The sequence below is a fragment of the Vibrio hepatarius genome (assembly GCF_011806575.1).
Classification (GTDB): domain Bacteria; phylum Pseudomonadota; class Gammaproteobacteria; order Enterobacterales; family Vibrionaceae; genus Vibrio; species Vibrio hepatarius_A.
In genome coordinates, this window is the sequence record NZ_JAATOO010000030.1 from 1 (window position 1) to 25,757 (window position 25,757).

Sequence of the window (25,757 nt, forward strand, 5' to 3'; positions counted from 1 at the left end):
CGTAATACGTTACAAGCGGGAGATGAAATTCTCGTCGGAGAGATGGAGCATCACGCCAACATCGTCCCTTGGCAGATTGTCGCCGAGCAGACCGGAGTCAAAGTAGTAAAAGTTCCGATGACGCCAGACTGTCAGTTTGACTTAGCGGCATTCGAATCACTGTTATCTAGCCGTACAAAGCTGGTAGCCATTGCCCACATCACCAATGTCACTGGCACACGCCAACCGATTGAACAAGTGATCACAAAAGCGCATCAAGCTGGCGCAGTAGTCGTAGTCGATGGTGCACAAGGTATCGTCCACGAAACAGTGAATGTACAAGCGCTAGATGCCGATTTTTACGTCTTTTCAGGCCACAAGATTTACGCACCAGCGGGTATCGGCGTGTTGTACGGAAAACTCGACTTACTGGAAGCGATGCCCCCTTGGCATGGTGGCGGCAAGATGGTCGAAAAAGTATCTTTCAATGGCACGACCTATAGCGAGTTACCAGGAAAATTTGAAGCAGGAACACCTAACGTGGCTGGCGCAATCGCGCTCGAAACCGCGATCAAATGGTATCAAGAATTTGTCCCTCAAGACGTAGCCGCGCATATCCACTCGCTAGTCGACGAAGCGAAGCGCCGGTTGAATCAAATCGAAGATGTACGGATACTTGGCTACCAAGAACACGCCTCGGTCATTTCGTTTGTGATTGACGGGGTTCATCACCAAGACATCGCCACTTTGCTTGACCAACAAGGCATCGCGGTTCGTGCTGGTCACCACTGCGCTCACCCATTAATGGACGCGCTGAACGTCAAGGGGACGGTGCGTGCGTCTTTCGCGATCTACAACACTCTCGACGACGTTGAGCGATTTATCCAAGCGGTCGAGAAAGCCGTTGATATGCTTTGATGTTCGATACGATAAGCAAAAAGAGCGAGCACTGTGGCTCGCTCTTTTTATATTTTAACTTTAGGTATTACAACTCATCAAACGCTTCAATCGCTTCTGAAAGCTTTTTCACCCCGTGGATTTGCATGCCCGGAATACCACCTTTGGGCATATTTGCCGCTGGCACAATTGCTTTCTTGAAACCGTGTTTGAACGCTTCGTTGAGACGCTCCTGACCACTTGGCACTGGGCGAATTTCCCCTGCTAAGCCGACCTCACCAAATACCACCACATCTTTCGGTAGTGGGCGGTCACGGAAGCTCGAGAGCAACGCCACCACCAACGCCAAGTCGGCACTGGTTTCTGTCACTTTCACCCCACCAACTACGTTTACAAACACGTCTTGGTCGGCCATTTGTAAGCCGCCGTGTTTGTGCAGCACCGCAAGCAGTAACGACAAGCGGTTCTGCTCTAGGCCTACTGCAACACGACGAGGATTAGCCAATTGTGAATAGTCCACCAGCGCTTGAATCTCGACGAGCAATGGACGAGTACCTTCCCATACCACCATCACCGAGCTGCCCGAGGTTTCTTCTTCACCACGCGATAAGAAGATCGCAGATGGATTGCTGACTTCTTTCAGTCCCTGCCCTGTCATGGCAAACACGCCGAGCTCGTTGACCGCACCAAAACGGTTCTTATGACTGCGTAAAGTACGGAAACGACTGTCGGTTCCACCATCGAGCAGTACAGAGCAGTCGATGATATGTTCTAGAACCTTTGGTCCGGCGAGCGAGCCGTCTTTGGTCACGTGACCAACGATAAATACCGCCACATTGTTTTGCTTGGCGTATCGTGTCAACGCGGTCGCCGACTCACGGACCTGTGCGACACTGCCCGGCGAAGACTGCACATCCGATACGTGCATTACTTGGATCGAGTCGATCACCATGATCTTTGGTTGTTCTTTCTCTGCGATCTGACAGATGCGGTCAACATTGGTCTCCGATAACATCTTGAGGTTATCTTTGGGTAATCCTAACCGCGAAGCACGCATCGCTACCTGCTGCAAAGATTCCTCACCGGTGACGTAAAGCGTTGGCATGTGCGAGGCAAGAAAACACATGGTTTGTAGCAACAAGGTCGACTTACCCGCGCCCGGGTTACCACCGATTAAGATCGCAGCACCGGGAACGACACCGCCACCCATCACTCGGTCAAACTCTTTAAAGCCACTGGTAAAACGAGGCACTTCTTGTAAGTCGATCTCAGCCAGTGTTTGTACTTTGGTCTCGCCGCTGTTACCCGCATAACCCGACAAACGCTCGTTTCTCGCCGCCGCTGGAGATGCGGCTAAACGTACTTCGCTGATCGTGTTCCACGAACCACATGCGTTACACTGCCCCTGCCATCTGGGGAAATCTGCACCGCAATCGTTACATACATATGCTGTTTTCGCTTTTGCCATGTCGCCTCAGTTATAAATTGTGAACTTGAATATCGCTTTGGCTCTAATTCTGCTTGATTCGCGGTAACATATCACTAAAGATCTGCCTTTCAAGGCCGATAAATTCAGCATGGAGCACTTTAAACAAACGATATGCAGCAGCCAGAAATTCTCTCTTTAGCAGAAAGGCTTATTCCCGTCTATCATTCGGACGACTTTGACCAGTTACTCAGTCAAATGACTAAAGGCGAAGCGCCTTCAGTGAAGTTCTTAGTCAAGATGGAACTCAACCGAATGATGGCACCTTGCTACAAAAGCATTGATTTGCGTGGCAGGGTCAATGGCGAATGCCGACAATACGAACTCGCTGGTCGCACGCACTGGCTGGACGATGTCGCGTTCAATGCATATCACAAGCTGACAAACAAATTTGGTGGCTACACGGAAGGTGTTTGGGAAGCGCTGTTTAATACCCATAATAACTTCCGTGTCATGAAGCAGCGACACCAGTCTCTGCACAGCGAAAGCCAGCCCCCTGAAAATCCACTCGAAGTAGAAGCGATCAATTTAGGCTTTGATTTAAAACGCAAAGAAAACCGCCTCAAAGTCTCCTCCCAGCTCGAGATTCAACTCGACAGCAACCAACTGGTTCACGCCGTTACCGTCGATCTATCTCCGTCTGGCGCTAAGTTTAAAGTCCCCTCTGCGTTTGATTACAAACTCGGTGAGATCATTCACGCACGTTTCGTCGAACTTGCCCGAACTAGCGAAATTGAGGGGATCGATCAGGCAATTCCTTATCGTGTTGTCGGTATTGATGATTCCTACGAAAACGACGCGGTAAAATTCCTGCGTGTGTTGAAGCTTGATAACAGCAACACACTCGCGACCGTGATTGAACAGTACTTCAAAAGCGATGCACAAAAGGCGCGTCACGATAATCAAGATAAGATCATTCGCGCCCGCACCCGAGGTTACGAGCACATTTTCCTCAAACACACCTGCAGCTTGCCACTGTTTTTCAGCGGCGATCAGCTCAAACTGGTATTGATGACGGAAAACAACCAGCCGGTTTGGCAATACTGGCAAGATGAGCGCAACCAACAAGCCTTGAGCAGCTTATTCAACCAAGACCGTATGTTGCAATTGACCCGACCGGGTCTGAAAGGCAGTAGCAACGTACTCTACTCGTTTACCCATGAGCACCATGGTAAGACCCACTTCTTTTCGATGATGATGCCCGAAGCGACACGTGAAGTACGTCAGTTGTTCTGGCACGTTGGGGCGAAGAAACCGTCTTGGAAAGCCTTCCGCCTTTCGGTGTTTGAAATGTCAGACGAAGACAAACAGGCTCTGAGTCATCACTCAACCGAATTGGATTTGGATCCCAACACGCTGACGCACTGCGGTATGTTGCAAGAGATCAGCGATGAAAAGAGCAGTCAAGACTATCTGCTGACGGAAAAGCCAAGGCTGCCAAGCAGCTCGCTGAACCAGTTTAAGCACGCTCGCACCCCAGAGTACGACCCAACCAGTTTGTACTTTGACGCCAAATCACGCCGTAGAGAGTCAAGATACCAGTTTAAATCTCCGGTTGAGCTAACCACAGACGACAAACAAGTCTTAGTGGGTGATACCGACGATCTCTCCAAACACGGTGTGCGCATCATACTTTCCGAGCCGAGCCATCTCAAAGCGGGTGACATTTGTGAGCTCAACTTCAAAGAGCTGCAACTGTACGATAAACGCGTTCCGCTTAACTCCGTTCCTTATCAGATCGTCCGCATTAGCCCTGATGGTCGCACGATTCAGCTCTCGATGATGGAAGAGAGCTTTACCCTACGAATCACCGCTTTCCTCGGGCGCTTGATTGACTACAACCAAGAAAAACTGGTTGCGAAGAAAGAGCTGTTGCCAAGTGGCGAGTTGCTGGAAGGGCTACACGATATTTTGCTGGATAAAGTGGTTTCAACACCTGTGTATTTTGAAAAACGTCGCGGTAACTTGAAACCAAAAGTGATTGGCGTCAACTTCCCGCTGCCAGCACACATCGCATTGTTGGCGAAGCTCGGTGAAGAGAAAAGTTACTCATTGGAGCCAATATACAAAGGTCGCACCAATACCTTGCTAGCGACGCCGATGAAACGTATTGAAGGGGCAAAACCGCAATATCACGAGCTCTATCTGATGGTGATCAAGTTTGGTACACGTATTCAAGCCGTGGAATCGAAGCTCTCGAGTGAGTTTAGCAATATCAAGTCGCGGATTAACTTTATCAAAGACGCGCAAGCCAGCGGCGAATTCTTTGCGATTCGAGTGCTAAGCGCGCCAGTACTCGACCCCATGACGGTATTGATGCACAAGGACTTAAAAGAACTCAATCAAATCAGCCAAGCGAAAGCGCGCAGTCTCGAGAAAGAGCTCCACGATGTCATGGGATACGGTGAACTGACCGATATTACTGAAGAAGTGTTGATTCGGTTGGAACTAACCAAATAATCCTTGTGACAAGTACAACAAAGGCGAGCCAAATGCTCGCCTTTACTATATCTGAACGCTCGCTTCTACGGCTGCGGCGAGAAGCTGACGCGTTTTTGTTTCACCAACATCGCCGATAGGATACAAATCACACCGCCTAATCCACAGAAACGAATTGCAGCTTGCGCTTGCTGTTCAACTTTTGGCTTAGCATGATATGCGATACCTAATCCCGCCACACCCATCATGGTTAGGTCATTAGCACCATCACCAACCGCAATCGTATTGTGAGATTCGATCTCGTATTGCTCAGCTAAGTCTTCCAAAATATCAGCTTTTGTTTGCGCCGTCACAACGTCGCCCAAGACTTTACCCGTCAGCTTACCCTTAACAATTTCAAGCTGGTTAGATTGAGCAAAGTCGAGACCAAGCTGTTGTTTTAAATGGTCAGAGAAGTAGGTAAACCCGCCTGATGCTATCGCTGTTTTCCAGCCAAACTGTTTGAAAGTCTGGATCAGTTCAGGCAAATCAGGCATCAGCGGAAGCTCTTCTCTTACTGCCGATAAAATCGACTCATCCGCACCCGCCAGTTTGCCGACTCGTTGACGCAGGCTCTGTTCAAAGTCCAACTCCCCCTGCATCGCGCGTTCAGTCACTTCAGCCACTTCTTCACCAACACCAGCTAGCTTGGCAATTTCGTCAATACATTCAATTTGAATCGCCGTCGAATCCATATCGAATACAACCACACCCGGCTTACTCAAATCCGGCACATCTTGTAGCTTCGCGTAATCCAGTCCGAGTGCTTGTAAAATCTCTTCGTGCTCAGGGGTAAGTTCACCGTCCATCAGCGCAACTTCGTACTGACCGACTTTCCATACGTCCACGACTCCGTTGTAGTAGCCAGTGAAAAAATCGATATCGTCGAATTGGCTACCAGACAAATAAGGTCCATAGATAATCCAACTAGCCTTAGCGACGTCAAAACAGGTCGCTAAACGTGTTTCTGGCAGTCGATTCATCAGCGGAATAGAGCGTCTAATTGATAATGTATTGAACCGTTCCATGTTTATAATCCTAAAAAAACCTTGCAACACGTTAACCTATTGCAATTTACCTACGCAAGTCTCAATATGCCCTATGGCTAAATAAATCGATTTTTGAGGTCAAATGGATTCATCTCTGTTTTCATTTCGAGTCGCCATCAGAGCACTTGCTATTCTTGCTCTGATCGCCATGGTGGCATTAGTTGGCGTCAACAGTGTCAAAATCACCAAGGGTAACGAGCAGATTCAACAAAACCAGCTCAAGACCCTCACTCAGGTGCTAATCTCACAAGCATCTTTGTCTGCAGGTGATTTAATCGCAAGCGAAGATCAAGAGCGTCTACTTAAGCTTAGCAACCAATTGGCGCAAGATGATTTGGTATACGACGCAACCATTTATAGCGCTGACGGCGTTCGTTTAGCATCGAGTGATAATGCAAAGTCGGTTCGCGAAACCCTTGGGCTAGATACGCCACTAGCAACCGCACGCATTGGTAAGCAGCAATTGGTTGAACCGATTATGCACGACAATGCAGTGATTGGTTTTGTCCGCATCACGTTTGAAACGGGTAAAGTGACCGCGTTTTCTGACCACTATTACCGTAAGAGCGACCGCTATATGTATTCGATGGTCGCGGTGAGTTTCCTGGCGGGTTTGGTGCTGGCGATCGTGATTCGCAGAAAGCCGAAACGCAAAGGAGAGAACTTGCTGCTGCAGGATATGGAGTCCTAAGCTCGCTGCGTGAACACAACACAAAAAAGCCTTGGTCTCAAACCAAGGCTTTTTGCTTTTCAAACGTTTAGATTGTTAGTCGTTATCACCAAGCAAAACAGAGTCCAGTGCAATCAACATCATGTCGTTAAAGGTCGTTTGACGCTCGTCTGAAGTCGTCTGCTCACCCGTCTTGATGTGGTCTGAAACGGTACAAATCGTCAGTGCTTTCGCGCCGTATTCCGCACACACGCCATAGATACCTGCGGCTTCCATTTCTACACCAACGATGCCGTATTTATCCATCACGTCAAACATCTCTGGGTCAGGGGTGTAGAACAGTTCAGCCGAGAACAGGTTCCCCACTTTTACGTCGATGCCACGTGCTTTGGCTGCGTCTTCGGCAGCACGAACCATTTTGTAATCCGCAATTGCAGCAAAGTCATGACCTTTAAAGCGGATTCGGTTTACTTTTGAATCCGTGCACGCCCCCATGCCAATCACAACGTCGCGTACTTTGATGTCTTCGTTCACCGCGCCGCAGCTACCAACACGGATAATTTTCTTCACACCAAAGTCCTTAACCAGCTCAGTCGCGTAGATAGAACAAGACGGGATACCCATACCGTGGCCCATCACAGAAACTTTGCGACCTTTGTACGTGCCAGTAAAGCCCAACATATTACGTACATCACATACCTGAACGACATCTTCGAGGAAGGTTTCTGCAATGTACTTGGCGCGTAACGGGTCACCTGGCATTAGAACAACGTCTGCAAAAGCACCCATTTCAGCATTAATATGTGGAGTTGCCATGTCTGTATATTCCTTATATCCGAACTAAAAAAAGAGAGAGGCACAGTGCCTCTCTACTTAAAGTTTCAATTATAGAAAATTCTTGCCGTAATCCATTGGCGAAATGCCAAAGTGGCTTGCCAAGGTTTGACCGATATCGGCAAATGTCTCGCGGCGACCAAGCGAACCGGCTGGTACTTTTTTACCGTAAACAATCACTGGGATGTGCTCACGAGTATGGTCTGTACCTGGCCATGTTGGATCACAACCGTGGTCCGCAGTGAGGATCAGCACGTCGTCTTCTTCCATCAGCTCTAGTACTTCGTTGATACGACCGTCAAAGTACTCAAGCGCCGCTGCGTAGCCTGCTACATCACGGCGGTGACCGTATGCTGAGTCAAAGTCAACGAAGTTAGTGAAGACGATGGTGTTGTCACCTGCTTCTTTAATCTGCTCAAGTGTGGCTTCGAACAACGCAGGAATACCCGTTGCTTTAACTTTCTTGGTGATGCCGCAGTTTGCGTAGATATCGGCAATCTTACCGATAGAAACAACGTTACCTTGCTTCTCTTCAACCAGCTTTTGCAACACGGTTGCTGACGGTGGCTCAACAGAAAGGTCGCGACGGTTACCTGTACGCTCAAATTGACCTTTACCCGGACCAATGAACGGACGCGCGATAACACGGCCAATGTTGTAATCTTCTAGCTCTTCACGAGCGATCTGGCAAAGCTCTAGCAAGCGGTCTAGGCCAAAAGTCTCTTCATGACAAGCGATCTGGAATACAGAGTCCGCAGAGGTGTAGAAGATTGGCTTGCCAGTCTTCATGTGCTCTTCACCTAAGTCGTCCAGTACTTGCGTACCAGAAGCGTGGCAGTTACCTAGAAAACCGTCTAGGCCCGCACGTTCTAGAATGCGGTCTGTCAGCTCTTTCGGGAAACTGTTGGTTTTGTCAGTGAAGTAACCCCAGTCAAACAGTACCGGTACACCAGCGATTTCCCAGTGACCAGACGGAGTATCTTTACCCGACGACAGCTCTGCCGCGTGACCGTATGCACCAATGATCTCCACGTCTGCATCCAGACCTGGAGCGAACTGGCCAGTTGACTCTTTATGCGCCATAGCTAAGCCAAGTTTTGACAAGTTAGGTAGTTTAAGTGCACCGCTACGCTCTGCGTTATCAGCCAAGCCGTTTGCACATTGCTCAGCGATGTGCCCTAGTGTGTCTGAACCAACGTCACCAAATTTATCGGCGTCTGCTGTTGCGCCAATACCGAATGAGTCTAGTACTAAAATAAATGCTCTTTTCATTGCTCGTTCCTTAGGCCCACTCGGTAATGATTGGTATTAAGCAGGCCTTAATTTATAACTAATTAAATATCTTCTGCGCGGATTTGGCGGTAAACCTCAGGGGTTGGTGTGTACTCACCACCAATTGTGATCGCTTTCTTCAAAGCGTCTGCCGCTTCTTGCCACTGTTCTTCACTGCGCGCGTGGATAATCGCTAGCGGTTTATCACTCGAAGCTTCTTCTCCCAAACGGATGAAACCATCAAAACCCACCGCGTAGTCAATCTTGTCCGTTGCAACGCGTCGACCGCCGCCCATAGCAACGACTGCCATGCCGATCGCACGGGTATCCATCGCTGAAACGACACCGTTCTGATCGGCGAATACTGGTTTAATGATCTCTGCTTTATCTAAGTAGTTGTCGTAGTTTTCTACGAAATCAGCCGGACCACCTAAGCCTGCAACCATTTTACCGAAGCACTCAGCCGCTTTGCCGTTATCCAGTACTTCCTTCAGCTTCGCTCGCGCGTCTTCGGTGTTGTCTGCCAGCTTACCTAGCACCAACATTTCCGCACACGACGCAAGTGTCACTTCGAGTAGACGAGGGTTACGGTATTCACCCGTTAGGAAACGTACCGCTTCACGCACTTCAACCGCGTTACCTGCTGATGATGCAAGCACTTGGTTCATGTCTGTCAAGATTGCAGTGGTCTTTGTGCCTGCGCCATTGGCTACTGCAACGATCGATTTCGCCAGTTCTTCAGACGCTTCGTAAGTGGGCATAAATGCACCAGAACCTACTTTTACGTCCATAACCAGTGACTCAAGACCGGCTGCCAGCTTCTTAGACAGAATTGACGCGGTAATCAAAGAGATATTATCGACCGTAGCGGTGATATCGCGAGTCGCGTAAACACGTTTGTCGGCTGGTGCTAGGTCACCGGTTTGACCAATGATTGCCACACCGGCTTCTTTGGTTACGTCACCAAACACTTCATTGGTTGGAGTAATGTTGTAGCCAGGGATAGACTCTAGTTTGTCGAGCGTACCGCCAGTATGACCTAGGCCACGACCTGAGATCATTGGTACAAAACCACCACATGCTGCCACCATAGGACCAAGCATCAATGAGGTTACGTCGCCAACACCACCCGTTGAGTGTTTATCGACAATCGGACCACCGAAGTTCTTGTGGCTCCAATCAATCACCATGCCTGAATCGCGCATTGCACAAGTTAGGGCAATACGTTCTGGCATCGTCATTTCGTTGAAAAAGATCGTCATTGCGAATGCAGCGATCTGACCTTCAGAGACGGTATTGTTCGCAACACCTTGAATAAAGAAATTGATTTCGTCGGCGGTAAGTTCTTCACCGTCGCGTTTTTTACGAATGATTTCTTGAGGTAAGTACATTAGATCCTCCCACGCTAAAAGTAGCGATGGTTATAAGGTAAAGAGGTAATGTGGAACGGTTTACACCGCTCCACCAAACAGACTCTAGTTAGAATTAATATGCAGATGGATCTGCTGTTTCGTCTGTTACTTCTAATGTATTCAGTAGGTTAGTCAGTAGGCTTGACGCACCGAAACGGTAGTGACGAGCATCAACCCAGCCATCACCTAGGATTTCGTCAGCCATTGCTAGGTAAGCCGCTGCATCTTCTGCAGTGCGTACGCCACCTGCTGGTTTGAAACCAACGGTTTCCGCTACACCCATATCACGAATCACTTCAAGCATCATACGCGCGTATTCAGGTGTTGCGTTTACAGGCACTTTACCTGTTGAAGTTTTAATAAAGTCTGCACCCGCTTCGATACAGATTTGTGAAGCTTTCTTGATCAGTGCTTCTTCTTTTAGCTCACCTGTTTCGATGATCACTTTTAGAAGAATGTCACCACAAGCTTCTTTACATTGCTTAACCAGTTCGAAGCCTACTTTCTCATCACCCGCCATTAGGGCACGGTATGGGAAAACAACGTCGACTTCATCTGCACCGTAAGCCACAGCCGCTTTTGTTTCTGCTACTGCGATTTCGATGTCATCGTTACCATGAGGGAAGTTAGTCACAGTTGCGATACGAATTTCTGGTGTACCTTGCTCGCGAAGTGTCTTCTTAGCAATAGGAATAAAGCGAGGGTAAATACAAATTGCAGCTGTGTTACCTACTGCTGATTTTGCGTCATGACATAGAGAGATAACTTTCGCATCAGTGTCATCATCATTCAGCGTAGTTAGGTCCATAAGTTTAAGTGCACGTAGTGCTGCTGCTTTTAAATCGCTCATTTCTATCTCCGATCAATATTCAAAAAAGTTACGGCCTTAATTCTGTTTTAAGGCTGCATTCATTTATGAACGGACTTGGTTCCTTGAAGACTCGGTATATACAGCGAAAAATATACCAATTGCTATCCCTGTCACCGCACAGTACCAGTTTGGTCTATGGCACAACAATCTGCGATTGCGGTGTCTAACATGTGGGGAAATCCCCCGTCACCAGCGTTAATCATACTCCATGTATTGATTATCGCTAGCTGAAAAACCTTTCAATAATCCATTGATAAGCTATGCCACCTAAGTAGACCCCTACGATGCCCATCACACCCGATAAAACAGGCGGAGCCGGTATTGGCAACTTGATAGCGGAAAACAGGACTCCAACAACAAAACCCGCGAGGGTTGCGAGGATAACTTCATTCATAAGTTTTACCCTACTTTCTATAGATATATACATTATAGATATTTGTCGCAGAACTGTAGCGGCTCATAGAGCGCAAACGGTTTGTATCTCAAAAAAGAGTCTGTTCAACGTTTGCGCAGACTCGCCTACCGCAAACGCTATGTGTTTTGTTGTCTGAACCGAGTACAGACAATGTTTGAGTACTTAACTAAATCAAAGCCAAGTCATCTCCGTTTTCAAAATAGTTAGTGTGAGAGCAAGGCAACAAGGATTCGAATCCCCGGGAGCTTAGCTCGCTAAGTGACTGAGGTGAGAAACAGACGTTAACGCAGCTATCGCGCTCAATATGCAGAAAACGAAAAAGCCCCGTAGCACACAACGTGTGACTACGGGGCTTTGTAAAACGGCGTCTATATATTCTTTCTCTTAACTACGTAATTAGAAAGATAGGAAGAAGCCAGCGATTGTCGCCGCCATTAGGTTAGATAGCGTACCAGCACAAACCGCTTTAACACCCATACGAGCGATGTCGTGACGACGGTTTGGCGCTAGACCACCTAGACCACCTAGTAGGATCGCGATAGAAGAAAGGTTCGCGAAACCACATAGAGCAAACGAGATGATTGCTGCTGTCTTCTCAGACATTACAGCACCTGTTGCTGCAACGATTTGAGCGTTGTCACCAACGTATGGTACGAAGTTTAGGTAAGCTACGAATTCGTTAACAACCAGTTTCTGACCGATGAACGAGCCAGCTAGCGTTGCTTCTTCCCATGGCACACCGATTAAGAATGCTAGAGGAGAGAATAGGTAACCTAGAATGATTTCTAGAGTTAGCTCTGGCATACCGAACCAACCGCCAACACCACCTAGGATACCGTTAATTAGCGCGATTAGACCGATGAACGCGAGTAGCATTGCACCAACGTTTAGAGCAAGTTGTAGACCAACAGATGCACCACCAGCTGCTGCATCGATAACGTTAGCAGGCTTGTCGTCGCCACCGTCGATATCAGCACCTAGATCTTCGTCTGGAGTGTCAGTTTCAGGCTTGATGATCTTAGCGAACAGTAGACCACCAGGAGCTGCCATGAATGATGCCGCAACTAGGTATTCTAGTGGAACACCCATTGACGCGTAGCCTGCTAGTACACCACCAGCAACAGACGCTAGACCACCACACATTACTGCAAATAGCTCAGACTGAGTCATTTTAGGAACAAACGGACGAACCACTAGAGGTGCTTCTGTTTGACCTACGAAAATGTTAGCTGCTGCAGACATAGACTCGGCACGTGAAGTACCTAGTGCTTTTTGTAGACCACCACCAAGAATCTTGATAACCCATTGCATAACACCTACGTAGTAAAGCACAGAGATTAGCGATGAGAAGAAGATTAGCGTTGGAAGTACTTGGAACGCGAAAATGAAACCGATACCGTCAACTGAGAAGTTAACTAGGCTACCGAATAGGAAACCAGTACCGTCTTTACCGTAGTCGATAACGTTTTGTACACCAGCTGAGAAACCAGCTAGAAGGTCACGACCCCATGGTACGTAAAGAACGAAACCACCGATGATGAATTGAATAGCGAAAGCGCCACCCACAGTTCTTAGATTGATAGCTTTGCGGTTATCAGACAGTAGTAATGCAATTCCTAGCAATACTGCCATACCGACTAGGCTCATAAACAGGCTCATAGTTTATGACTTCCTTATATGTTATTTGTTGGCGTGTTACAAAAATGGAGCTCAAAAGCAGCCGCAATTATACTCATCCGTCCATTGAGAAAGTAATGCCGCGTTCACAGTTTCTGATAAGATTCATCATGGATTCACTCAACAACGTGAGTCAGATCTCTTTTCTCTGTATATGCAATCAAAATATGCCAAATTTCTTTGGATTTTATTCACAGATACCGAACAGCAAACTGCTATTTTCCCAGAGTTTTCGAGCAATCGTTTGCCTAGAGTCTTCTTTCAATTCTGCCAAAGACGCTAAGACTTCACTTAGTAGTTTAGGGTGATTATATTCACCTTGATAACCATTTAATGGCATATCTGGTGAATCTGTCTCTAAGATCAAACTATCCAGTGGTACTTTTGCAACCGCTTGCCGAGTTTTGTTTGCTCGCGGATAAGTAATCACACCACCAACACCAATGTAGAGTCCGAGCTCAACATATTGCATCGCTTGCTGGTAGCTTCCGGCAAAGCCGTGGATCACGCCACCACCACTAAACTTATGCAGCTTAAGTAGCTGGATTATGCGGTTGTGGGTTTTCCTACTATGAAGTATCAACGGTTTTTGGAACGTTTTCGCCAGTTCGATCTGAGCGATAAACATTTGCTCCTGCAAATCACTGTTCACTTCAATCATCGCATCTAGGCCACACTCCCCAACGGCCACACAACGTGCATGATGTTCGCCAAGCAAACGTTCCAATGCACTTAAATGAGCCGGACTATTGCCATCAAGAAAGTAAGGATGAAACCCCAAAGCAAAATAGATTTCGCTGTAGCGATGTGACAGTTCAAGGAGTGTTTGCCAGTTGCTTGGCCCAATCGCAGGGATTAAAAATCGCTCAACCCCTTGCTGTTTTGCCTGCGCTAAATGGTGAGGAAAGTTGGCAGAAAATGGCTCGAAGTCAAAATGACAGTGGGTATCAAAAAGGCGCATTATTACTGCGCCTTTTTCGGGGATTCATGAGTCGGGTCTTTTCGGTAGGGTACGCAACTTCGTTTGTTCTCTGGCGTTAATCCCATGGACAGACACCATGCATCGTACTTCGCAATTAAGCGTTTAAACCAAGCGATCATGACCTACCTCTCTGATTATTGCTCTTCTCGTTTGAAGACCAATTCTGTTGGTGTCGACTCTTCTTCTACAAAGTAATAGCCCGCGGTATCAAACTTGGTCAAATCCTCGACGCTAGAAGTACGATTTTCGATGATGTAACGCGCCATCATGCCACGCGCTTTCTTGGCGTAGAAACTGATCACCTTGTATTGCCCATTCTTGCAGTCTTTGAATACCGGCGTAATCACCTGAGCATCAAGCGCTTTTGGTTTTACTGCCTTAAAGTACTCGTTTGACGCTAAATTAATCAACACATTGTCGCCTTGCTCTGCGATTGCTTGATTAAGTTTGTCGGTAATCACGTTACCCCAGAACTGGTACAAGTTAGTGCCTTTATCATTCGCCAGTTTGGTACCCATTTCCAATCGGTATGGTTGCATCAAATCAAGTGGCTTCAGCAGGCCGTACAGCCCAGACAACATACGTAGATGTGTTTGCGCGTAATCAAAGTCTTCTTCTGAGAGTGTTTCTGCATCTAGCCCTGTGTAGACATCCCCTTTGAATGCCAAGATTGCCTGACGCGAGTTATCCGTCGTGAAGGTGTCACTCCACTCTTGGAAGCGACCAACGTTGAGATCCGCTATCTTATCGCTTACTTTCATCAAACTTGCCACGTCAGCGGGCGTCAACTTGCGACAAACGTCGATCAATTGCTTTGAATACTCAACAAGTTCAGGCTGAGTGTATTTTTCCGTTGCTAGAGGAGATTCGTAATCTAAGGTCTTTGCTGGAGAAACTACAATTAACATGACTTTACTCTTATCTTTCTATTTTTATTGGCTCTAGGGTACAAAAAAAGCCGCGCAATGTCTGCACGGCTTTTTGAATCGTATTGATAGCTAGCGGCTATTATTTCTTCTCAGTGTTATCCCAGATGCCATCTTCAAGTTGAGATTTAAGCTCAGGGAAATCATTCGAATCAAACGTTGGCACCTTGCCCGCTTGTAGCTGCTGGTTGTAGTCTTTCGCCAGTTTAATCACGATGCCTGACAACAGAATAATCGCGACTAAGTTAACAATCGCCATCAGCCCCATCGATACGTCAGCAAGTGCCCAAACAATCGGTAGCGCAGCAACAGAACCAAACATCACCATAGCCAGAACAACTAGACGGAAGATGCTGATACCCGCTTTGTGGTTGTGCTCTAGGAAGATAAGGTTGGTTTCTGCGTATGAGTAGTTCGCAATGATTGAAGTAAAAGCGAAGAAGAAAATCGCAACTGCCACAAACACACTACCCCAGTCACCTACTTGTGAGCTCAACGCGGTTTGCGTCAATTCGATACCCGTTACTTCACCGTGTGGTACGTACTCACCTGACATCAGGATGATCGCCACCGTCGCTGAACAGATTACAATGGTATCCGTGAATACGCCCAGCATTTGCACGTAACCTTGTGACGCAGGGTGTGGCGGATACGGAGTTGCTGACGCTGCCGCGTTTGGTGCAGAACCCATACCCGCTTCGTTCGAGAACAGACCACGCTTGATACCGTTGATCATCGCTTGCGCGATTGCGTAACCTAGACCACCTGCGGCTGCTTCTTGCAGGCCAAACGCGCTCTTGAAGATTAGGCTTAGTACTGCTGGTAGTTTCTCGATGTTCATAAACATCACAAACAGTGCCAACGCAAGGTACGCCAGTGCCATCGCTGGAACAATCATCTCTGCTACGCGAGCGATACGCTTAATGCCACCGAAGATCACCACAGAAGACAGTATAACCACTGTGATGCCTACGTACATTTTATCCCAACCAAACGCGGTGTTCATTGCACCAGCGATTGAGTTAGCTTGTACTGCGTTAAATACCAAACCAAATGCGATGATTAAGAATACTGAGAACAGCACACCCATCCAGCGCATACCCAGACCTTTTTCCATGTAGTAAGCAGGGCCGCCACGGTAGTTACCGTCATCATCTTTGGTTTTGTATAACTGTGCCAGAGTACTCTCAGCGAACGACGTCGCCATACCTAGCATAGCGATCAGCCACATCCAGAAAATCGCACCAGGACCACCAGCGGTTAAAGCAACCGCAACGCCTGCCATGTTACCTGTACCAACACGAGCAGCAAGACTAGTACAAAGAGCTTGGAAAGAAGAAATACCAGCACTGTCTGCTTTACGGCTATTTTTCAGAACAGAAAACATGTGGCCGAAATGACGGAATTGGATAAATCCAAGTCTTACTGTGAAGTAAATACCGACACCGACTAAAAGATAAACAAGAACAGAACCCCAAAGTAGGTCGTTCATTAAATTGATTAAGTCTGTCATAAGATCCTCATATTTGAGTGTTCGCTGATCTCTGCTTCCCAGCCATCCATCCAGTTGCAAACTAAGTGTCAATGATGCTTAGTATTTTTAAGTTTAATTTTTGTGCAACTAAGATATGTAAAAAGAGCCTCATGCTTCCGTTTTACGTATCAGCGTATTTTTGACGGGCGGATAATGCAGCCAAGCAAGGCAAAAATCAATATGCAGCAAATTGCATTCTGGTGTTATTTTTCACTATAAAATCACCATTAATTAACACAACTCCGAACAACAAAAGCACAAACCTAGAACATTAACATTAAAAATTAACAACAATACCAATCATTATATAAAATAAAGAATGTCATTCTGATTAATGCTCTAAACACTAGACACATCAAGCATTAGCGCTCCACCAACCTCCAAACAAACCAGCGTTAGCAGAGTTGTTTCCCCACGAGTGTAACAACTTATTGCATAAACTACTGGTCTGATGAATTTACACACACCTGATTAACAAACTAAATAGGTAAATTTAATCGTTACCGTGAGCTCGTTCGTATAAAAAAACAACAATTCATACAACAAAAATGTGTGAACTACGGATTAATTATCCAGAAAACTTTCATGAAATCGTAACAAATGAGAAACGAATCAAAGATACGCTGCATGGAGAATGGTATTTAAGCAATACCGCTTCAAAGAGTAATAATTAAAAAATGAGGTAGCTTATGGACGGCTTAAACTTTGAAGAAATTATGGAAATGGGCATGCCAAGATCTCGTGCCGCTCGCTCGAAACCAGTGAAACGTAAATGGCGAGAAATCGAGGCAATAAAAGATAGACAACGCCTCCAGCGCGAACTGAAAGAAATGGATATCGGATTCGAAGAACTGGAACAAATCGACTTTTAAATGGATTAAAAAAGAGGCGTTACGCCTCTTTTTTATTAGCTAAATAGCCTGAACTATTAAACGCATTCTTGTGCGTCTTGTCTGACTCGCTTCGCCAACTGCTGGTACTGCTCAGCGATTGTGTCACCAAACACCGGATCGTCTTCGTTAACGCTCCACATATCTTCCACCGCTTGCCAATCTTTGACCGTAAAGCTGCGTGTAATCAGCGGTAAGATCGACTGCTCTTCCATTTCGAGGTGGCGTCGCTGCGAATAAACAAACTCTTTCAACTGGCTGATAAAGATATCTTGCGGAACGATAGCATCGTTCAGGATCATATCTACCGTGTCTAAAAATGCATGGGTTTGAGTCGACAGCGTCTTATGTTCCAACTCTAGGTTTTCTATATCTTGCTGCTGGCCAAATTTATCTAAGTAGTATTGGTAAATGATATCTTCTTTAGGGTGATGTACCCGCTCTGAGTGATCCGATAGATAAGTCACTATTTCACGCAGCAACGAATAGTTAATTTGTTGCTCTTGTTCCAGCATAGCAATTTTCTGTTTCAACACGGCCAGCAAACGCACCATATAGCCGTGCTCACGTCTTATCCTTTCAATCATCATAGCGTTTCTCCTTAACACCTATCTTTAACAAGTGTATATGAGAATATCTAGGTTAGCTTTGATACTGCTCGAAAATTAGCCATACATTGTCATTTTACTGTGTTAGATCAAAAGGTAAGCGCCAGTCAATCGCGGTTTTTCCTTGGTTAACTAACAACTGGTTGGTTTGGGAAAAGTGTCGACAGCCAAGAAAACCACGGTGTGCAGATAATGGCGATGGGTGCGGTGCGCTTAACACATGGTGTTTATTGCGATCGATAAAGCGGCCTTTCTTTTGCGCATGAGCTCCCCAAAGCAGGAATATTACGCCGCTCTGATGTTGGTTGACCGCTTCAATCACTCTGTCGGTGAACGTCTCCCATCCCGTTTTGGAGTGCGAGTGCGCTTTGCCTTGTTCAACCGTCAAAACGGTATTGAGCAACAGCACGCCCTGCTCTGCCCAACTTTGCAAGTAGCCGTGTGGCGGGATCTGAAACCCTTCAATATCCTGCGCAAGCTCTTTGTACATGTTGACCAGTGACGGCGGTGTTTTGATCCCGGGTAGAACAGAGAAACACAACCCGTGCGCTTGGTTAGGTCCGTGGTATGGATCTTGCCCTAGAATCACGACCTTTACATCACTAAACTCGGTAGCGCGAAAAGCGTTAAACACATCTTCTGCTGGCGGAAAAACCACTTTACCCGCAGCACGCTCTGCCGCTACGAAGTTCAGTGTTTGCTGGAAATAGTCCTGCTGTTTCTCTGCACCGATAACATCATGCCAAGTCAGTGACGAGTTCATGCTCTGTTCCTTCTATTATATAGGGTCATAATTGCAAAACTGATTGTCGCAAAAAAGCCCCGTTAGAACAAAGCCCTGATTGTCATTAATGTTTTTGTGGCGCTCGATGATGACCTTGTCCAGCGATATGGCGGTTAGGAACCGGTAAGCGGGTAAACTTAGCCGCCATCGTTCTTGGCGTAATCGATTTTGGTGAAAAAGACATAGTGGCATCCTCTATTAGTTGTCCTGCAAACTACTATATGGAAGATTGATGCCACTTTTGTTACTACTCGCTCTGTTTTGTTGACTCAAGATGGAAGCGACGTAACTGAGCAATCTCATCTTTCCAGATATCAGGCTCAATTGTTTCTAAGATCAGCGGGATACCATCAAAACGAGCATCTTTAGCGATGTACTCAAAGCAATCCCACCCTATCTCACCTTTCCCTAAAGCATGGTGCCTATCGACCTTACTGCCAAGTAAAGATTTTGAGTCATTAATGTGCATTGCTCTGAGGTAGTGCATACCGACCACACGGTCAAACTCAGCGAATGTCTCCTCACACGCGTCAAACGAGCGTAAATCATACCCCGCTGCAAACGTATGACAGGTATCTAAGCACACGCCCACACGCGCCTTGTCCTCTACTTGTTCAATGATTTCGGCTAAATGTTCAAACTTCCAACCCAAGTTTGTCCCCTGACCGGCGGTATTTTCAATCACAGCAACCACATCTGGCACGGCTTGATGCGCTAAGTTGATCGATTCGGCAATTTTACTCAAGCACTCTTGTTCAGAGATCTTCTTTAAGTGGCTGCCTGGGTGAAAATTCAGTAGAGACAAACCAAGCTGCTGACAACGCTGCATTTCATCAATAAACGCTTCTCTCGATTTATTGAGTTTTTCTTCTTCAGGCGCACCTAAATTAATCAAGTAAGAATCATGCGGAAGAATATGCTGTGATTGATACCCCAGCATCTGACAATTGGCTTTAAACGCACGAATCGTTTTCTCTTCCAACGGTTTGGCTGCCCATTGACGTTGGTTCTTAGTAAATAAAGCAAACGCGTTTGCTCCAATCTCTTTTGCTCGTAAAGGAGCTTGGTCAACACCACCAGCAGCGGATACGTGTGCGCCAATGAACTTACTTCCAGACGACTTTTCTAATACTGTCATTTAATCACTTTACACTTTCAGCATACGAACCGAATTTCAGAGAGTTATCTTTTCCGATTCCTGTAATAACCGCATTTTGTAGTAAAATTACAACAAAATGCATTTTTAAACAAAACTCTATATTGTCAAACAAACTGTAAAAACCCTGTTTTTAAAGCTTTTATTGATTTAACTCAACAAAATAACCATCGCAAAATTAATGTTTTTCGTTGTTAATTGACTTAAATCAATATGAGAGCGATGGTTATTCGCTATATAATACTCAGCTCGACGAAATTCGAAAGTTAACACCAATAACACCACAGTTGTGGACTAGGAGACAGTGATGATCCAAGGCATTCAAATTACTAAAGCAGCAAATGACCAACTGTTAAACTCTATTTGGCTACTTGATAGCGAAAAGAGCGAAGCACGTTGTGTTGCAGCTACAGCAGGTTACGAAGCAGACCAAGTCGTTGCAATCAACGACCTAGGTGAGTACGAAAGCCGCGAAGTGGCTATCGAAACTGCACCACGTATCGAAGGTGGTCAACACTTAAACGTTAACGTTTTAAAACGTGAAACACTTGAAGACGCTGTAGCAAACCCAGAGAAATACCCGCAGCTAACTATTCGTGTATCTGGCTACGCAGTTCGCTTTAACTCGCTAACTCCAGAGCAACAACGCGACGTAATTGCTCGTACTTTTACTGAGACTCTATAAGCTTTAAGCTAGATTCTAACAAAAGCGGCGCTCTAACAGCGCCGCTTTTTTGTCTCTTCTCAAATAGACCTTGGTGCATAACGACAACAAATCCGTTAAATTAAGTCACCTATTCCTCATATTCATTGGTTTATTATGCTATTGGAAGGCATTGAGACCTTATTGGTATTAAGTAAAGCAAAAACCATGAGCCGCACTGGCAGTCTGCTTTACATCAGCCAATCAGCGGTCAGTAAACGGGTAGCGAACTTAGAAAAACGCTTAGGCAAGAAACTGATCGTTCCGGAGGGACGAAATGTTCAGCTCACTCAAGAAGCAATTAACCTTATCGAGAGTATCGGGCCGACCTTCAATGAACTTCGTGGGCTCATTTATGAGCAACAATCGGTCGTAGAAAGCAGCGTCATTAAACTCGATTGCTCAGAAACACTCGTCGCTGGATATTTGGCAGGAGTGCTAGGCCAGCGTTATCGACAAGACCCATACCTTGTCATCACGACTAACCACACACCACGAATTGTTGAACACGTGCAATCTGGCAAAGCGCAACTTGGTATCTGTGCGGGTTACTTACCAAATCATCATAACTTGATGACGTTCCATTTATTGGATGAGCCATTCAGTATTGTTTACAGTCAACCGCTTACTGAACTGCCCAGCACCATCATTACGAATGACCTCAATAACCCAGCCAACACCTATCAGCTCGCAATTCTGAACAAGCTCAACATGCAACCAATAATGGAGATGGACTCTTACTCGGCTGCCGCTCAGTTAGCATTGTCGGGCATCGCTCCTGCGCTAGTGCCACTCTCGGTAATCAAAACGCTAAAAATCGACGCTAAGTACTGCCATCATTTTGAGCAGCTCAAACCGCTCTATCGTCCGATTCATATCTGCTTGCGACCGTCGAGCTATCGAAACGAGCGAATCAAAACATTGATAGAATCCATTGTTGATGCTGTTCCCAAAGTAGCTTCAGAGCCATTAGCATAGACATAGTGATCACCAAAGGGCGAATCCACTTCTGTCCTTTGGTCACGACCACTTTAGCACCAAGCCTTGCACCGATAAAACCACCAACCGCCATCACTAGGCCCAACCCCCAAATCGGTAATCCCGCCAGTACGAAGAACAGCAGTGCGGCGATATTGGAAGTAAAGTTGAGCACCTTAGTTCGAGCCGTCGCTTCAACCAAACCAAAATGACCCAACGCGACAAAACAGACCGTAAAGATAGAGCCTGTCCCAGGACCAAAGAAGCCATCATAAAAGCCGATCCCGCCCCCGACAGAGAATGCAAACAGCGCTTCTGGCATTTTTGTTTTGCCCTCTGTCTGAGTCGTTTTTGGCATCAATAGAAAGTAAACAGAAATAGCGATCAATAAAATAGGGATCAAGCTGGTGAGAATGCCAGCATCAATGTACTGCACCGCTTCTGCGCCCACGGCAGAACCAACGAAGGTACAAGCGATCGCTAAACGCATCTCTTTTAGGCTGACAATGCCATTGCGGATAAAGTACCAGCTGGCAGAAAAGCTGCCGAATGAGCTTTGCAACTTATTGGTCGCCAACGCCTGAGTCGGTGGCACGCCTGCGGCAAGTAACGCGGGCAGCGTCAATAAGCCTCCACCACCAGCCATAGCGTCAATGAATCCCGCCGCAGAGGCGACAATAAACAGTATGCTAAGAAGCTCAAAAGATAGTTCCATAGTATTTCAAACACTTATAACTCGATTGCTATACGTTACCACCGAGCAAATAATTGAGTTAACGAAAGCTTCGATTACAACCTATTCCTAAAATTCAACAATCTGTATGTATTCGAGTTCAACGAACAAGCAGAGATAAAAAAGCCCGCTCTATAGAGCGGGCAATGAGGTTGTCAGGTAAACCTGAGGTTTACCGATTTGTTATTCGTTACGCTAAGCTTGCTTTCACTTTTGCGTGCAGCTCTTGTACCGAAGTTACTGACGCTTTTGCATCTGCTGCGTGAGACATACATGTTGCGAACGCTGCGTTCAACGTTGTGGTGTAGTTCACTTTCTCAGCCAATGCGCCGCGACGTAGCACTTTCGAGTCTTCAATCGCTTGACGACCTGCTGCCGTGTTAACGATGTAGGTGTACTCATTGTTCTTGATACGGTCAAGAATGTGAGGACGACCTTCGTGTACTTTGTTCACTAGACGAGGGTTGATACCCGCTTCACCTAGAATCACCGCGGTACCGTGTGTCGCATCCAACTGATAGCCAAGCTTCACTAGCTTAGACGCTAGGTCAACCACACGCTCTTTGTCGCCTTCGCGAACTGACAGTAGCGCACGACCACCTTCAGGGTAAATCGCACCACAACCAAGTTCCGCTTTCGCGTAAGCTTCAGCGAACGTCGTGCCCACACCCATTACTTCACCCGTTGAGCGCATTTCTGGGCCCAATAGTGGGTCAACACCAGGGAATTTGTTGAATGGAAGCACGACTTCTTTCACTGAGTAGTAAGGAGGAATAATCTCTTTAGTGAAACCTTGAGATTCCAGAGACTGACCAGCCATTACACGTGCTGCAATTTTCGCTAGTGGTGCACCGGTCGCTTTTGATACGAACGGAACGGTACGTGCAGCTCGAGGGTTCACTTCGATTAGGTACACTTCGTTGTCTTTCACAGCAAACTGCGTGTTCATCAGACCGCGTACACCAAGTTCGAACGCTAGCTTCTCAACTTGCTCACGCATCTTATCTTGGATTTCCTGGCTTAGCGTGTAAGCAGGAAGCGAACATGCTGAGTCGCCTGAGTGAACACCCGCTTGCTCGATGTGCTCCATGATACCGCCGATAACGACGCGCTCACCGTCACAGATAGCATCGATGTCGACTTCCGTCGCGTCATCCAAGAAACGGTCTAGTAGTACTGGTGATTCGTTTGATACGCTAACCGCTTCGTTGAAGTAGCGACGTAGGTCTTGCTCATCGTATACGATTTCCATCGCACGACCACCCAACACGTAAGATGGACGAACAACCAATGGGAAGCCAATTTCTTTCGACTTCTCTACCGCTTGCTCCATTGCTGTTACAGTAGCGTTTTGTGGCTGTAGAAGGCCTAGACGCTCAACTGCTGCTTGGAAACGCTCACGGTCTTCCGCGCGGTCAATCGCGTCAGGGCTTGTACCAATGATTGGCACGCCAGCCGCTTCTAGTGCGCGAGCCAGTTTAAGTGGTGTTTGACCACCGTACTGAACAATCACACCTTTTGGCTTTTCAACGCGCGCGATAGACAGTACATCTTCCAGAGTAACTGGTTCGAAGTACAGACGGTCAGACGTATCGTAGTCTGTTGATACCGTTTCTGGGTTACAGTTCACCATGATGGTTTCGTAACCGTCTTCGCGTAGCGCTAGTGACGCGTGTACACAACAGTAGTCGAATTCGATACCTTGACCGATACGGTTTGGACCACCGCCCAATACCATGATCTTGTCTTTGTCTGTAGGCTGCGCTTCACATTCGTCATCGTAAGATGAGTACATGTAAGCCGTGTCAGAAGAGAACTCAGCCGCACACGTATCCACACGTTTGTAAACTGGGTGGATGTCGTACTGGTCGCGCATACGACGAATTTCGCTTTCAGCCACACCAAGTAGTTTAGATAGACGAGCATCAGAGAAACCTTTGCGCTTCATCAGGCGAAGTACGTCTTGAGTTAGACCAGCGAAACCGCCCGCTTTTACTTGCTCTTCCAGTTTCACTATTTCTTCAATTTGAACTAGGAACCAGCGGTCAATTTGCGTTAGGTTGAATACACCATCTACTGACATACCCGCACGGAAAGCGTCTGCGATGTACCAAATACGCTCCGCGCCTGCTTCTTTCAGCTCGTGGCGAATCGTAGTGAGTGCATCTGGTGCTTCTAGGTCAACCATTTCATCAAAGCCAGTTGCGCCAACTTCTAGGCCGCGCAGTGCTTTGTGAAGAGATTCTTGTTGGTTACGACCAATCGCCATCACCTCACCTACCGACTTCATCTGTGTTGTCAGACGGTCGTTTGCACCCGCAAATTTCTCGAAGTTAAAGCGAGGAATCTTAGTCACAACGTAGTCGATAGTTGGTTCAAATGATGCTGGTGTTGCGCCACCTGTGATGTCGTTTTGTAGCTCATCCAGAGTGAAGCCAACCGCCAGTTTCGCTGCAATCTTCGCGATTGGGAAACCTGTTGCTTTTGACGCTAGAGCAGAAGAGCGAGATACACGTGGGTTCATCTCGATGATAACCATACGGCCATCTTTCGGGTTGATACCAAACTGTACGTTAGAGCCACCCGTTTCAACGCCGATTTCACGTAGAACCGCTAGCGATGCGTTACGCATTAGCTGGTATTCTTTGTCAGTCAGTGTTTGTGCTGGTGCAACTGTGATTGAGTCACCCGTGTGGATGCCCATTGGGTCGAAGTTCTCGATTGAACATACGATGATACAGTTGTCCGCTTTGTCGCGAACCACTTCCATTTCGTACTCTTTCCAACCGATTAGCGATTCGTCGATAAGCAGTTCGTTGGTCGGCGATAGGTCCAGACCACGACGACAGATTTCTTCGAACTCTTCTTTGTTGTACGCAATACCGCCACCCGTACCACCCATGGTGAACGATGGACGGATGATACAAGGGAAGCCAACCATGTCTAAAACTTTGTAAGCTTCTTCCATCGTCTTCGCGGTATCAGCACGAGGACACTCAAGGCCGATAGACTTCATCGCTTTATCAAAACGAGAACGGTCTTCTGCTTTATCAATCGCGTCAGCCGTTGCGCCAATCATCTCTACGCCGAACTCTGCAAGAACGCCGTGCTTCTCTAGATCAAGCGCACAGTTAAGCGCTGTCTGGCCACCCATTGTTGGCAGAACTGCGTCTGGACGTTCTTTCTCGATGATCTTGCGAACAACTTCCCACTGGATTGGCTCGATGTATGTCGCATCAGCCATTTCAGGGTCAGTCATGATGGTTGCTGGGTTAGAGTTAACCAAGATGACTCGGTAGCCTTCTTCACGAAGAGCTTTACACGCTTGTGCGCCAGAGTAGTCAAACTCACATGCCTGACCGATAACAATCGGACCAGCACCAAGAATTAGAATACTTTGAATGTCAGTACGTTTTGGCATTA

The 25,757-nt window shown here is 46.8% G+C and carries 23 protein-coding genes; 6 read left to right on the forward strand and 17 right to left on the reverse strand.

Features of this window, described 5'->3' with window-relative positions:
- On the forward strand, window positions 1-897 hold an 897-nt coding region (locus HCZ42_RS18785), incomplete at its 5' end, for an aminotransferase class V-fold PLP-dependent enzyme (RefSeq protein WP_167422254.1).
- A gap of 67 nt (window positions 898-964) precedes the next feature.
- On the opposite strand, the gene radA is transcribed toward HCZ42_RS18785, so the two are convergent.
- Complete coding sequence (gene radA / locus HCZ42_RS18790) at window positions 965-2,344, reverse strand: DNA repair protein RadA (protein ID WP_053408942.1); 1,380 nt, start codon at window positions 2,342-2,344, stop codon at window positions 965-967.
- A gap of 132 nt (window positions 2,345-2,476) precedes the next feature.
- Here radA and HCZ42_RS18795 point away from each other — a divergent pair, with 132 nt between their 5' ends.
- Window positions 2,477-4,822, forward strand: a complete 2,346-nt coding sequence (locus tag HCZ42_RS18795; protein WP_167422255.1) for a PilZ domain-containing protein — start codon at window positions 2,477-2,479, stop codon at window positions 4,820-4,822.
- A 65-nt stretch (window positions 4,823-4,887) separates the two neighbouring features.
- Here the strand turns inward: HCZ42_RS18795 and serB are convergent, their stop codons facing one another.
- On the reverse strand, window positions 4,888-5,868 hold the full coding sequence (gene serB, locus HCZ42_RS18800; protein ID WP_167422256.1) for a phosphoserine phosphatase: 981 nt from the start codon (window positions 5,866-5,868) through the stop codon (window positions 4,888-4,890).
- A 103-nt stretch (window positions 5,869-5,971) separates the two neighbouring features.
- On the opposite strand from serB, the gene HCZ42_RS18805 reads away from it, so the two are divergent.
- Window positions 5,972-6,580, forward strand: a complete 609-nt coding sequence (locus HCZ42_RS18805; RefSeq protein ID WP_167422257.1) for a YtjB family periplasmic protein — start codon at window positions 5,972-5,974, stop codon at window positions 6,578-6,580.
- 75 nt (window positions 6,581-6,655) lie between these two features.
- On the opposite strand, the gene deoD is transcribed toward HCZ42_RS18805, so the two are convergent.
- From deoD to HCZ42_RS18855, 10 genes are all read right to left on the reverse strand, one after another.
- Window positions 6,656-7,375: a purine-nucleoside phosphorylase gene (gene deoD, locus HCZ42_RS18810; RefSeq protein WP_167422258.1), complete on the reverse strand. Its 720-nt coding sequence runs from the start codon at window positions 7,373-7,375 to the stop codon at window positions 6,656-6,658.
- 69 nt (window positions 7,376-7,444) lie between these two features.
- On the reverse strand, window positions 7,445-8,665 hold the full coding sequence (locus HCZ42_RS18815; protein WP_167422259.1) for a phosphopentomutase: 1,221 nt from the start codon (window positions 8,663-8,665) through the stop codon (window positions 7,445-7,447).
- 62 nt (window positions 8,666-8,727) lie between these two features.
- The gene (gene deoA / locus HCZ42_RS18820) at window positions 8,728-10,056 is read right to left on the reverse strand and encodes a thymidine phosphorylase (RefSeq protein ID WP_167422260.1); all 1,329 of its coding nucleotides are present in this window, start codon (window positions 10,054-10,056) and stop codon (window positions 8,728-8,730) included.
- Window positions 10,057-10,150: 94 nt separating this feature from the next.
- Window positions 10,151-10,927 carry a deoxyribose-phosphate aldolase gene (gene deoC / locus HCZ42_RS18825; RefSeq protein WP_053408949.1) on the reverse strand — a complete coding sequence of 259 codons (777 nt, stop codon included), beginning with the start codon at window positions 10,925-10,927 and terminating at the stop codon, window positions 10,151-10,153.
- A gap of 244 nt (window positions 10,928-11,171) precedes the next feature.
- Window positions 11,172-11,342 (reverse strand): XapX domain-containing protein, encoded by a 171-nt coding sequence (locus HCZ42_RS18830; protein WP_167422261.1) that lies wholly within the window; start codon window positions 11,340-11,342, stop codon window positions 11,172-11,174.
- Window positions 11,343-11,759: 417 nt separating this feature from the next.
- Window positions 11,760-13,022: a NupC/NupG family nucleoside CNT transporter gene (locus HCZ42_RS18835; RefSeq protein WP_167422262.1), complete on the reverse strand. Its 1,263-nt coding sequence runs from the start codon at window positions 13,020-13,022 to the stop codon at window positions 11,760-11,762.
- 205 nt (window positions 13,023-13,227) lie between these two features.
- Complete coding sequence (locus tag HCZ42_RS18840) at window positions 13,228-14,001, reverse strand: TatD family hydrolase (RefSeq protein ID WP_167422263.1); 774 nt, start codon at window positions 13,999-14,001, stop codon at window positions 13,228-13,230.
- Window positions 14,002-14,003: 2 nt separating this feature from the next.
- Window positions 14,004-14,141, reverse strand: a complete 138-nt coding sequence (locus tag HCZ42_RS18845; RefSeq protein WP_167422264.1) for a DUF5363 family protein — start codon at window positions 14,139-14,141, stop codon at window positions 14,004-14,006.
- Window positions 14,142-14,156: 15 nt separating this feature from the next.
- Window positions 14,157-14,930: a peroxide stress protein YaaA gene (yaaA, locus tag HCZ42_RS18850; protein ID WP_167422265.1), complete on the reverse strand. Its 774-nt coding sequence runs from the start codon at window positions 14,928-14,930 to the stop codon at window positions 14,157-14,159.
- A gap of 100 nt (window positions 14,931-15,030) precedes the next feature.
- A complete protein-coding gene (locus HCZ42_RS18855) occupies window positions 15,031-16,461 on the reverse strand; it encodes an alanine/glycine:cation symporter family protein (RefSeq protein WP_167422266.1) in 1,431 nt (476 codons plus the stop codon).
- Window positions 16,462-17,171: 710 nt separating this feature from the next.
- Between HCZ42_RS18855 and HCZ42_RS18860 the strand changes: the two genes are divergently transcribed.
- Window positions 17,172-17,354, forward strand: coding sequence for a DUF3545 family protein (locus tag HCZ42_RS18860; RefSeq protein WP_167422267.1), 183 nt, complete (start codon window positions 17,172-17,174; stop codon window positions 17,352-17,354).
- A gap of 56 nt (window positions 17,355-17,410) precedes the next feature.
- On the opposite strand, the gene HCZ42_RS18865 is transcribed toward HCZ42_RS18860, so the two are convergent.
- The 3 genes from HCZ42_RS18865 to nfo form a co-directional block, all read right to left on the reverse strand.
- On the reverse strand, window positions 17,411-17,962 hold the full coding sequence (locus HCZ42_RS18865) for a hemerythrin domain-containing protein (RefSeq protein WP_167422268.1): 552 nt from the start codon (window positions 17,960-17,962) through the stop codon (window positions 17,411-17,413).
- A gap of 94 nt (window positions 17,963-18,056) precedes the next feature.
- Window positions 18,057-18,743 carry a uracil-DNA glycosylase gene (ung, locus tag HCZ42_RS18870; protein WP_167422269.1) on the reverse strand — a complete coding sequence of 229 codons (687 nt, stop codon included), beginning with the start codon at window positions 18,741-18,743 and terminating at the stop codon, window positions 18,057-18,059.
- A gap of 268 nt (window positions 18,744-19,011) precedes the next feature.
- A complete protein-coding gene (gene nfo / locus HCZ42_RS18875) occupies window positions 19,012-19,902 on the reverse strand; it encodes a deoxyribonuclease IV (protein WP_167422270.1) in 891 nt (296 codons plus the stop codon).
- A 325-nt stretch (window positions 19,903-20,227) separates the two neighbouring features.
- On the opposite strand from nfo, the gene grcA reads away from it, so the two are divergent.
- Window positions 20,228-20,605 carry an autonomous glycyl radical cofactor GrcA gene (gene grcA, locus HCZ42_RS18880; protein ID WP_167422271.1) on the forward strand — a complete coding sequence of 126 codons (378 nt, stop codon included), beginning with the start codon at window positions 20,228-20,230 and terminating at the stop codon, window positions 20,603-20,605.
- Between the two features lie 135 nt (window positions 20,606-20,740).
- Window positions 20,741-21,601: a LysR family transcriptional regulator gene (locus HCZ42_RS18885; protein WP_167422272.1), complete on the forward strand. Its 861-nt coding sequence runs from the start codon at window positions 20,741-20,743 to the stop codon at window positions 21,599-21,601.
- Here HCZ42_RS18885 and HCZ42_RS18890 read toward each other — a convergent pair.
- Window positions 21,537-22,316: a TSUP family transporter gene (locus HCZ42_RS18890; RefSeq protein ID WP_167422273.1), complete on the reverse strand. Its 780-nt coding sequence runs from the start codon at window positions 22,314-22,316 to the stop codon at window positions 21,537-21,539. The two genes, HCZ42_RS18885 and HCZ42_RS18890, sit on opposite strands and share 65 nt — an antisense overlap.
- A 208-nt stretch (window positions 22,317-22,524) precedes the next feature.
- Entirely contained in the window at window positions 22,525-25,755 is a 3,231-nt protein-coding gene (gene carB, locus HCZ42_RS18895) for a carbamoyl-phosphate synthase large subunit (protein ID WP_167422274.1), read from the reverse strand.
- Window positions 25,756-25,757 lie beyond the last annotated feature (2 nt).

What these genes read in the sequence shown, in the direction of transcription:
- serB (WP_167422256.1), bottom strand. Translation starts at nt 5,868, where the DNA reads ATGGAACGGTTCAATACATTATCAATTAGACGCTCTATTCCGCTGATG.
- HCZ42_RS18865 (WP_167422268.1), bottom strand. Translation starts at nt 17,962, where the DNA reads ATGATGATTGAAAGGATAAGACGTGAGCACGGCTATATGGTGCGTTTG.
- carB (WP_167422274.1), bottom strand. Translation starts at nt 25,755, where the DNA reads ATGCCAAAACGTACTGACATTCAAAGTATTCTAATTCTTGGTGCTGGT.
- HCZ42_RS18835 (WP_167422262.1), bottom strand. Translation starts at nt 13,022, where the DNA reads ATGAGCCTGTTTATGAGCCTAGTCGGTATGGCAGTATTGCTAGGAATT.
- HCZ42_RS18860 (WP_167422267.1), top strand. Translation starts at nt 17,172, where the DNA reads ATGGACGGCTTAAACTTTGAAGAAATTATGGAAATGGGCATGCCAAGA.
- HCZ42_RS18795 (WP_167422255.1), top strand. Translation starts at nt 2,477, where the DNA reads ATGCAGCAGCCAGAAATTCTCTCTTTAGCAGAAAGGCTTATTCCCGTC.
- HCZ42_RS18890 (WP_167422273.1), bottom strand. Translation starts at nt 22,316, where the DNA reads ATGGAACTATCTTTTGAGCTTCTTAGCATACTGTTTATTGTCGCCTCT.
- ung (WP_167422269.1), bottom strand. Translation starts at nt 18,743, where the DNA reads ATGAACTCGTCACTGACTTGGCATGATGTTATCGGTGCAGAGAAACAG.
- nfo (WP_167422270.1), bottom strand. Translation starts at nt 19,902, where the DNA reads ATGACAGTATTAGAAAAGTCGTCTGGAAGTAAGTTCATTGGCGCACAC.
- HCZ42_RS18805 (WP_167422257.1), top strand. Translation starts at nt 5,972, where the DNA reads ATGGATTCATCTCTGTTTTCATTTCGAGTCGCCATCAGAGCACTTGCT.
- deoA (WP_167422260.1), bottom strand. Translation starts at nt 10,056, where the DNA reads ATGTACTTACCTCAAGAAATCATTCGTAAAAAACGCGACGGTGAAGAA.
- radA (WP_053408942.1), bottom strand. Translation starts at nt 2,344, where the DNA reads ATGGCAAAAGCGAAAACAGCATATGTATGTAACGATTGCGGTGCAGAT.
- HCZ42_RS18840 (WP_167422263.1), bottom strand. Translation starts at nt 14,001, where the DNA reads ATGCGCCTTTTTGATACCCACTGTCATTTTGACTTCGAGCCATTTTCT.
- HCZ42_RS18830 (WP_167422261.1), bottom strand. Translation starts at nt 11,342, where the DNA reads ATGAATGAAGTTATCCTCGCAACCCTCGCGGGTTTTGTTGTTGGAGTC.
- HCZ42_RS18845 (WP_167422264.1), bottom strand. Translation starts at nt 14,141, where the DNA reads ATGATCGCTTGGTTTAAACGCTTAATTGCGAAGTACGATGCATGGTGT.
- yaaA (WP_167422265.1), bottom strand. Translation starts at nt 14,930, where the DNA reads ATGTTAATTGTAGTTTCTCCAGCAAAGACCTTAGATTACGAATCTCCT.
- grcA (WP_167422271.1), top strand. Translation starts at nt 20,228, where the DNA reads ATGATCCAAGGCATTCAAATTACTAAAGCAGCAAATGACCAACTGTTA.
- deoD (WP_167422258.1), bottom strand. Translation starts at nt 7,375, where the DNA reads ATGGCAACTCCACATATTAATGCTGAAATGGGTGCTTTTGCAGACGTT.
- HCZ42_RS18855 (WP_167422266.1), bottom strand. Translation starts at nt 16,461, where the DNA reads ATGACAGACTTAATCAATTTAATGAACGACCTACTTTGGGGTTCTGTT.
- HCZ42_RS18885 (WP_167422272.1), top strand. Translation starts at nt 20,741, where the DNA reads ATGCTATTGGAAGGCATTGAGACCTTATTGGTATTAAGTAAAGCAAAA.
- deoC (WP_053408949.1), bottom strand. Translation starts at nt 10,927, where the DNA reads ATGAGCGATTTAAAAGCAGCAGCACTACGTGCACTTAAACTTATGGAC.
- HCZ42_RS18815 (WP_167422259.1), bottom strand. Translation starts at nt 8,665, where the DNA reads ATGAAAAGAGCATTTATTTTAGTACTAGACTCATTCGGTATTGGCGCA.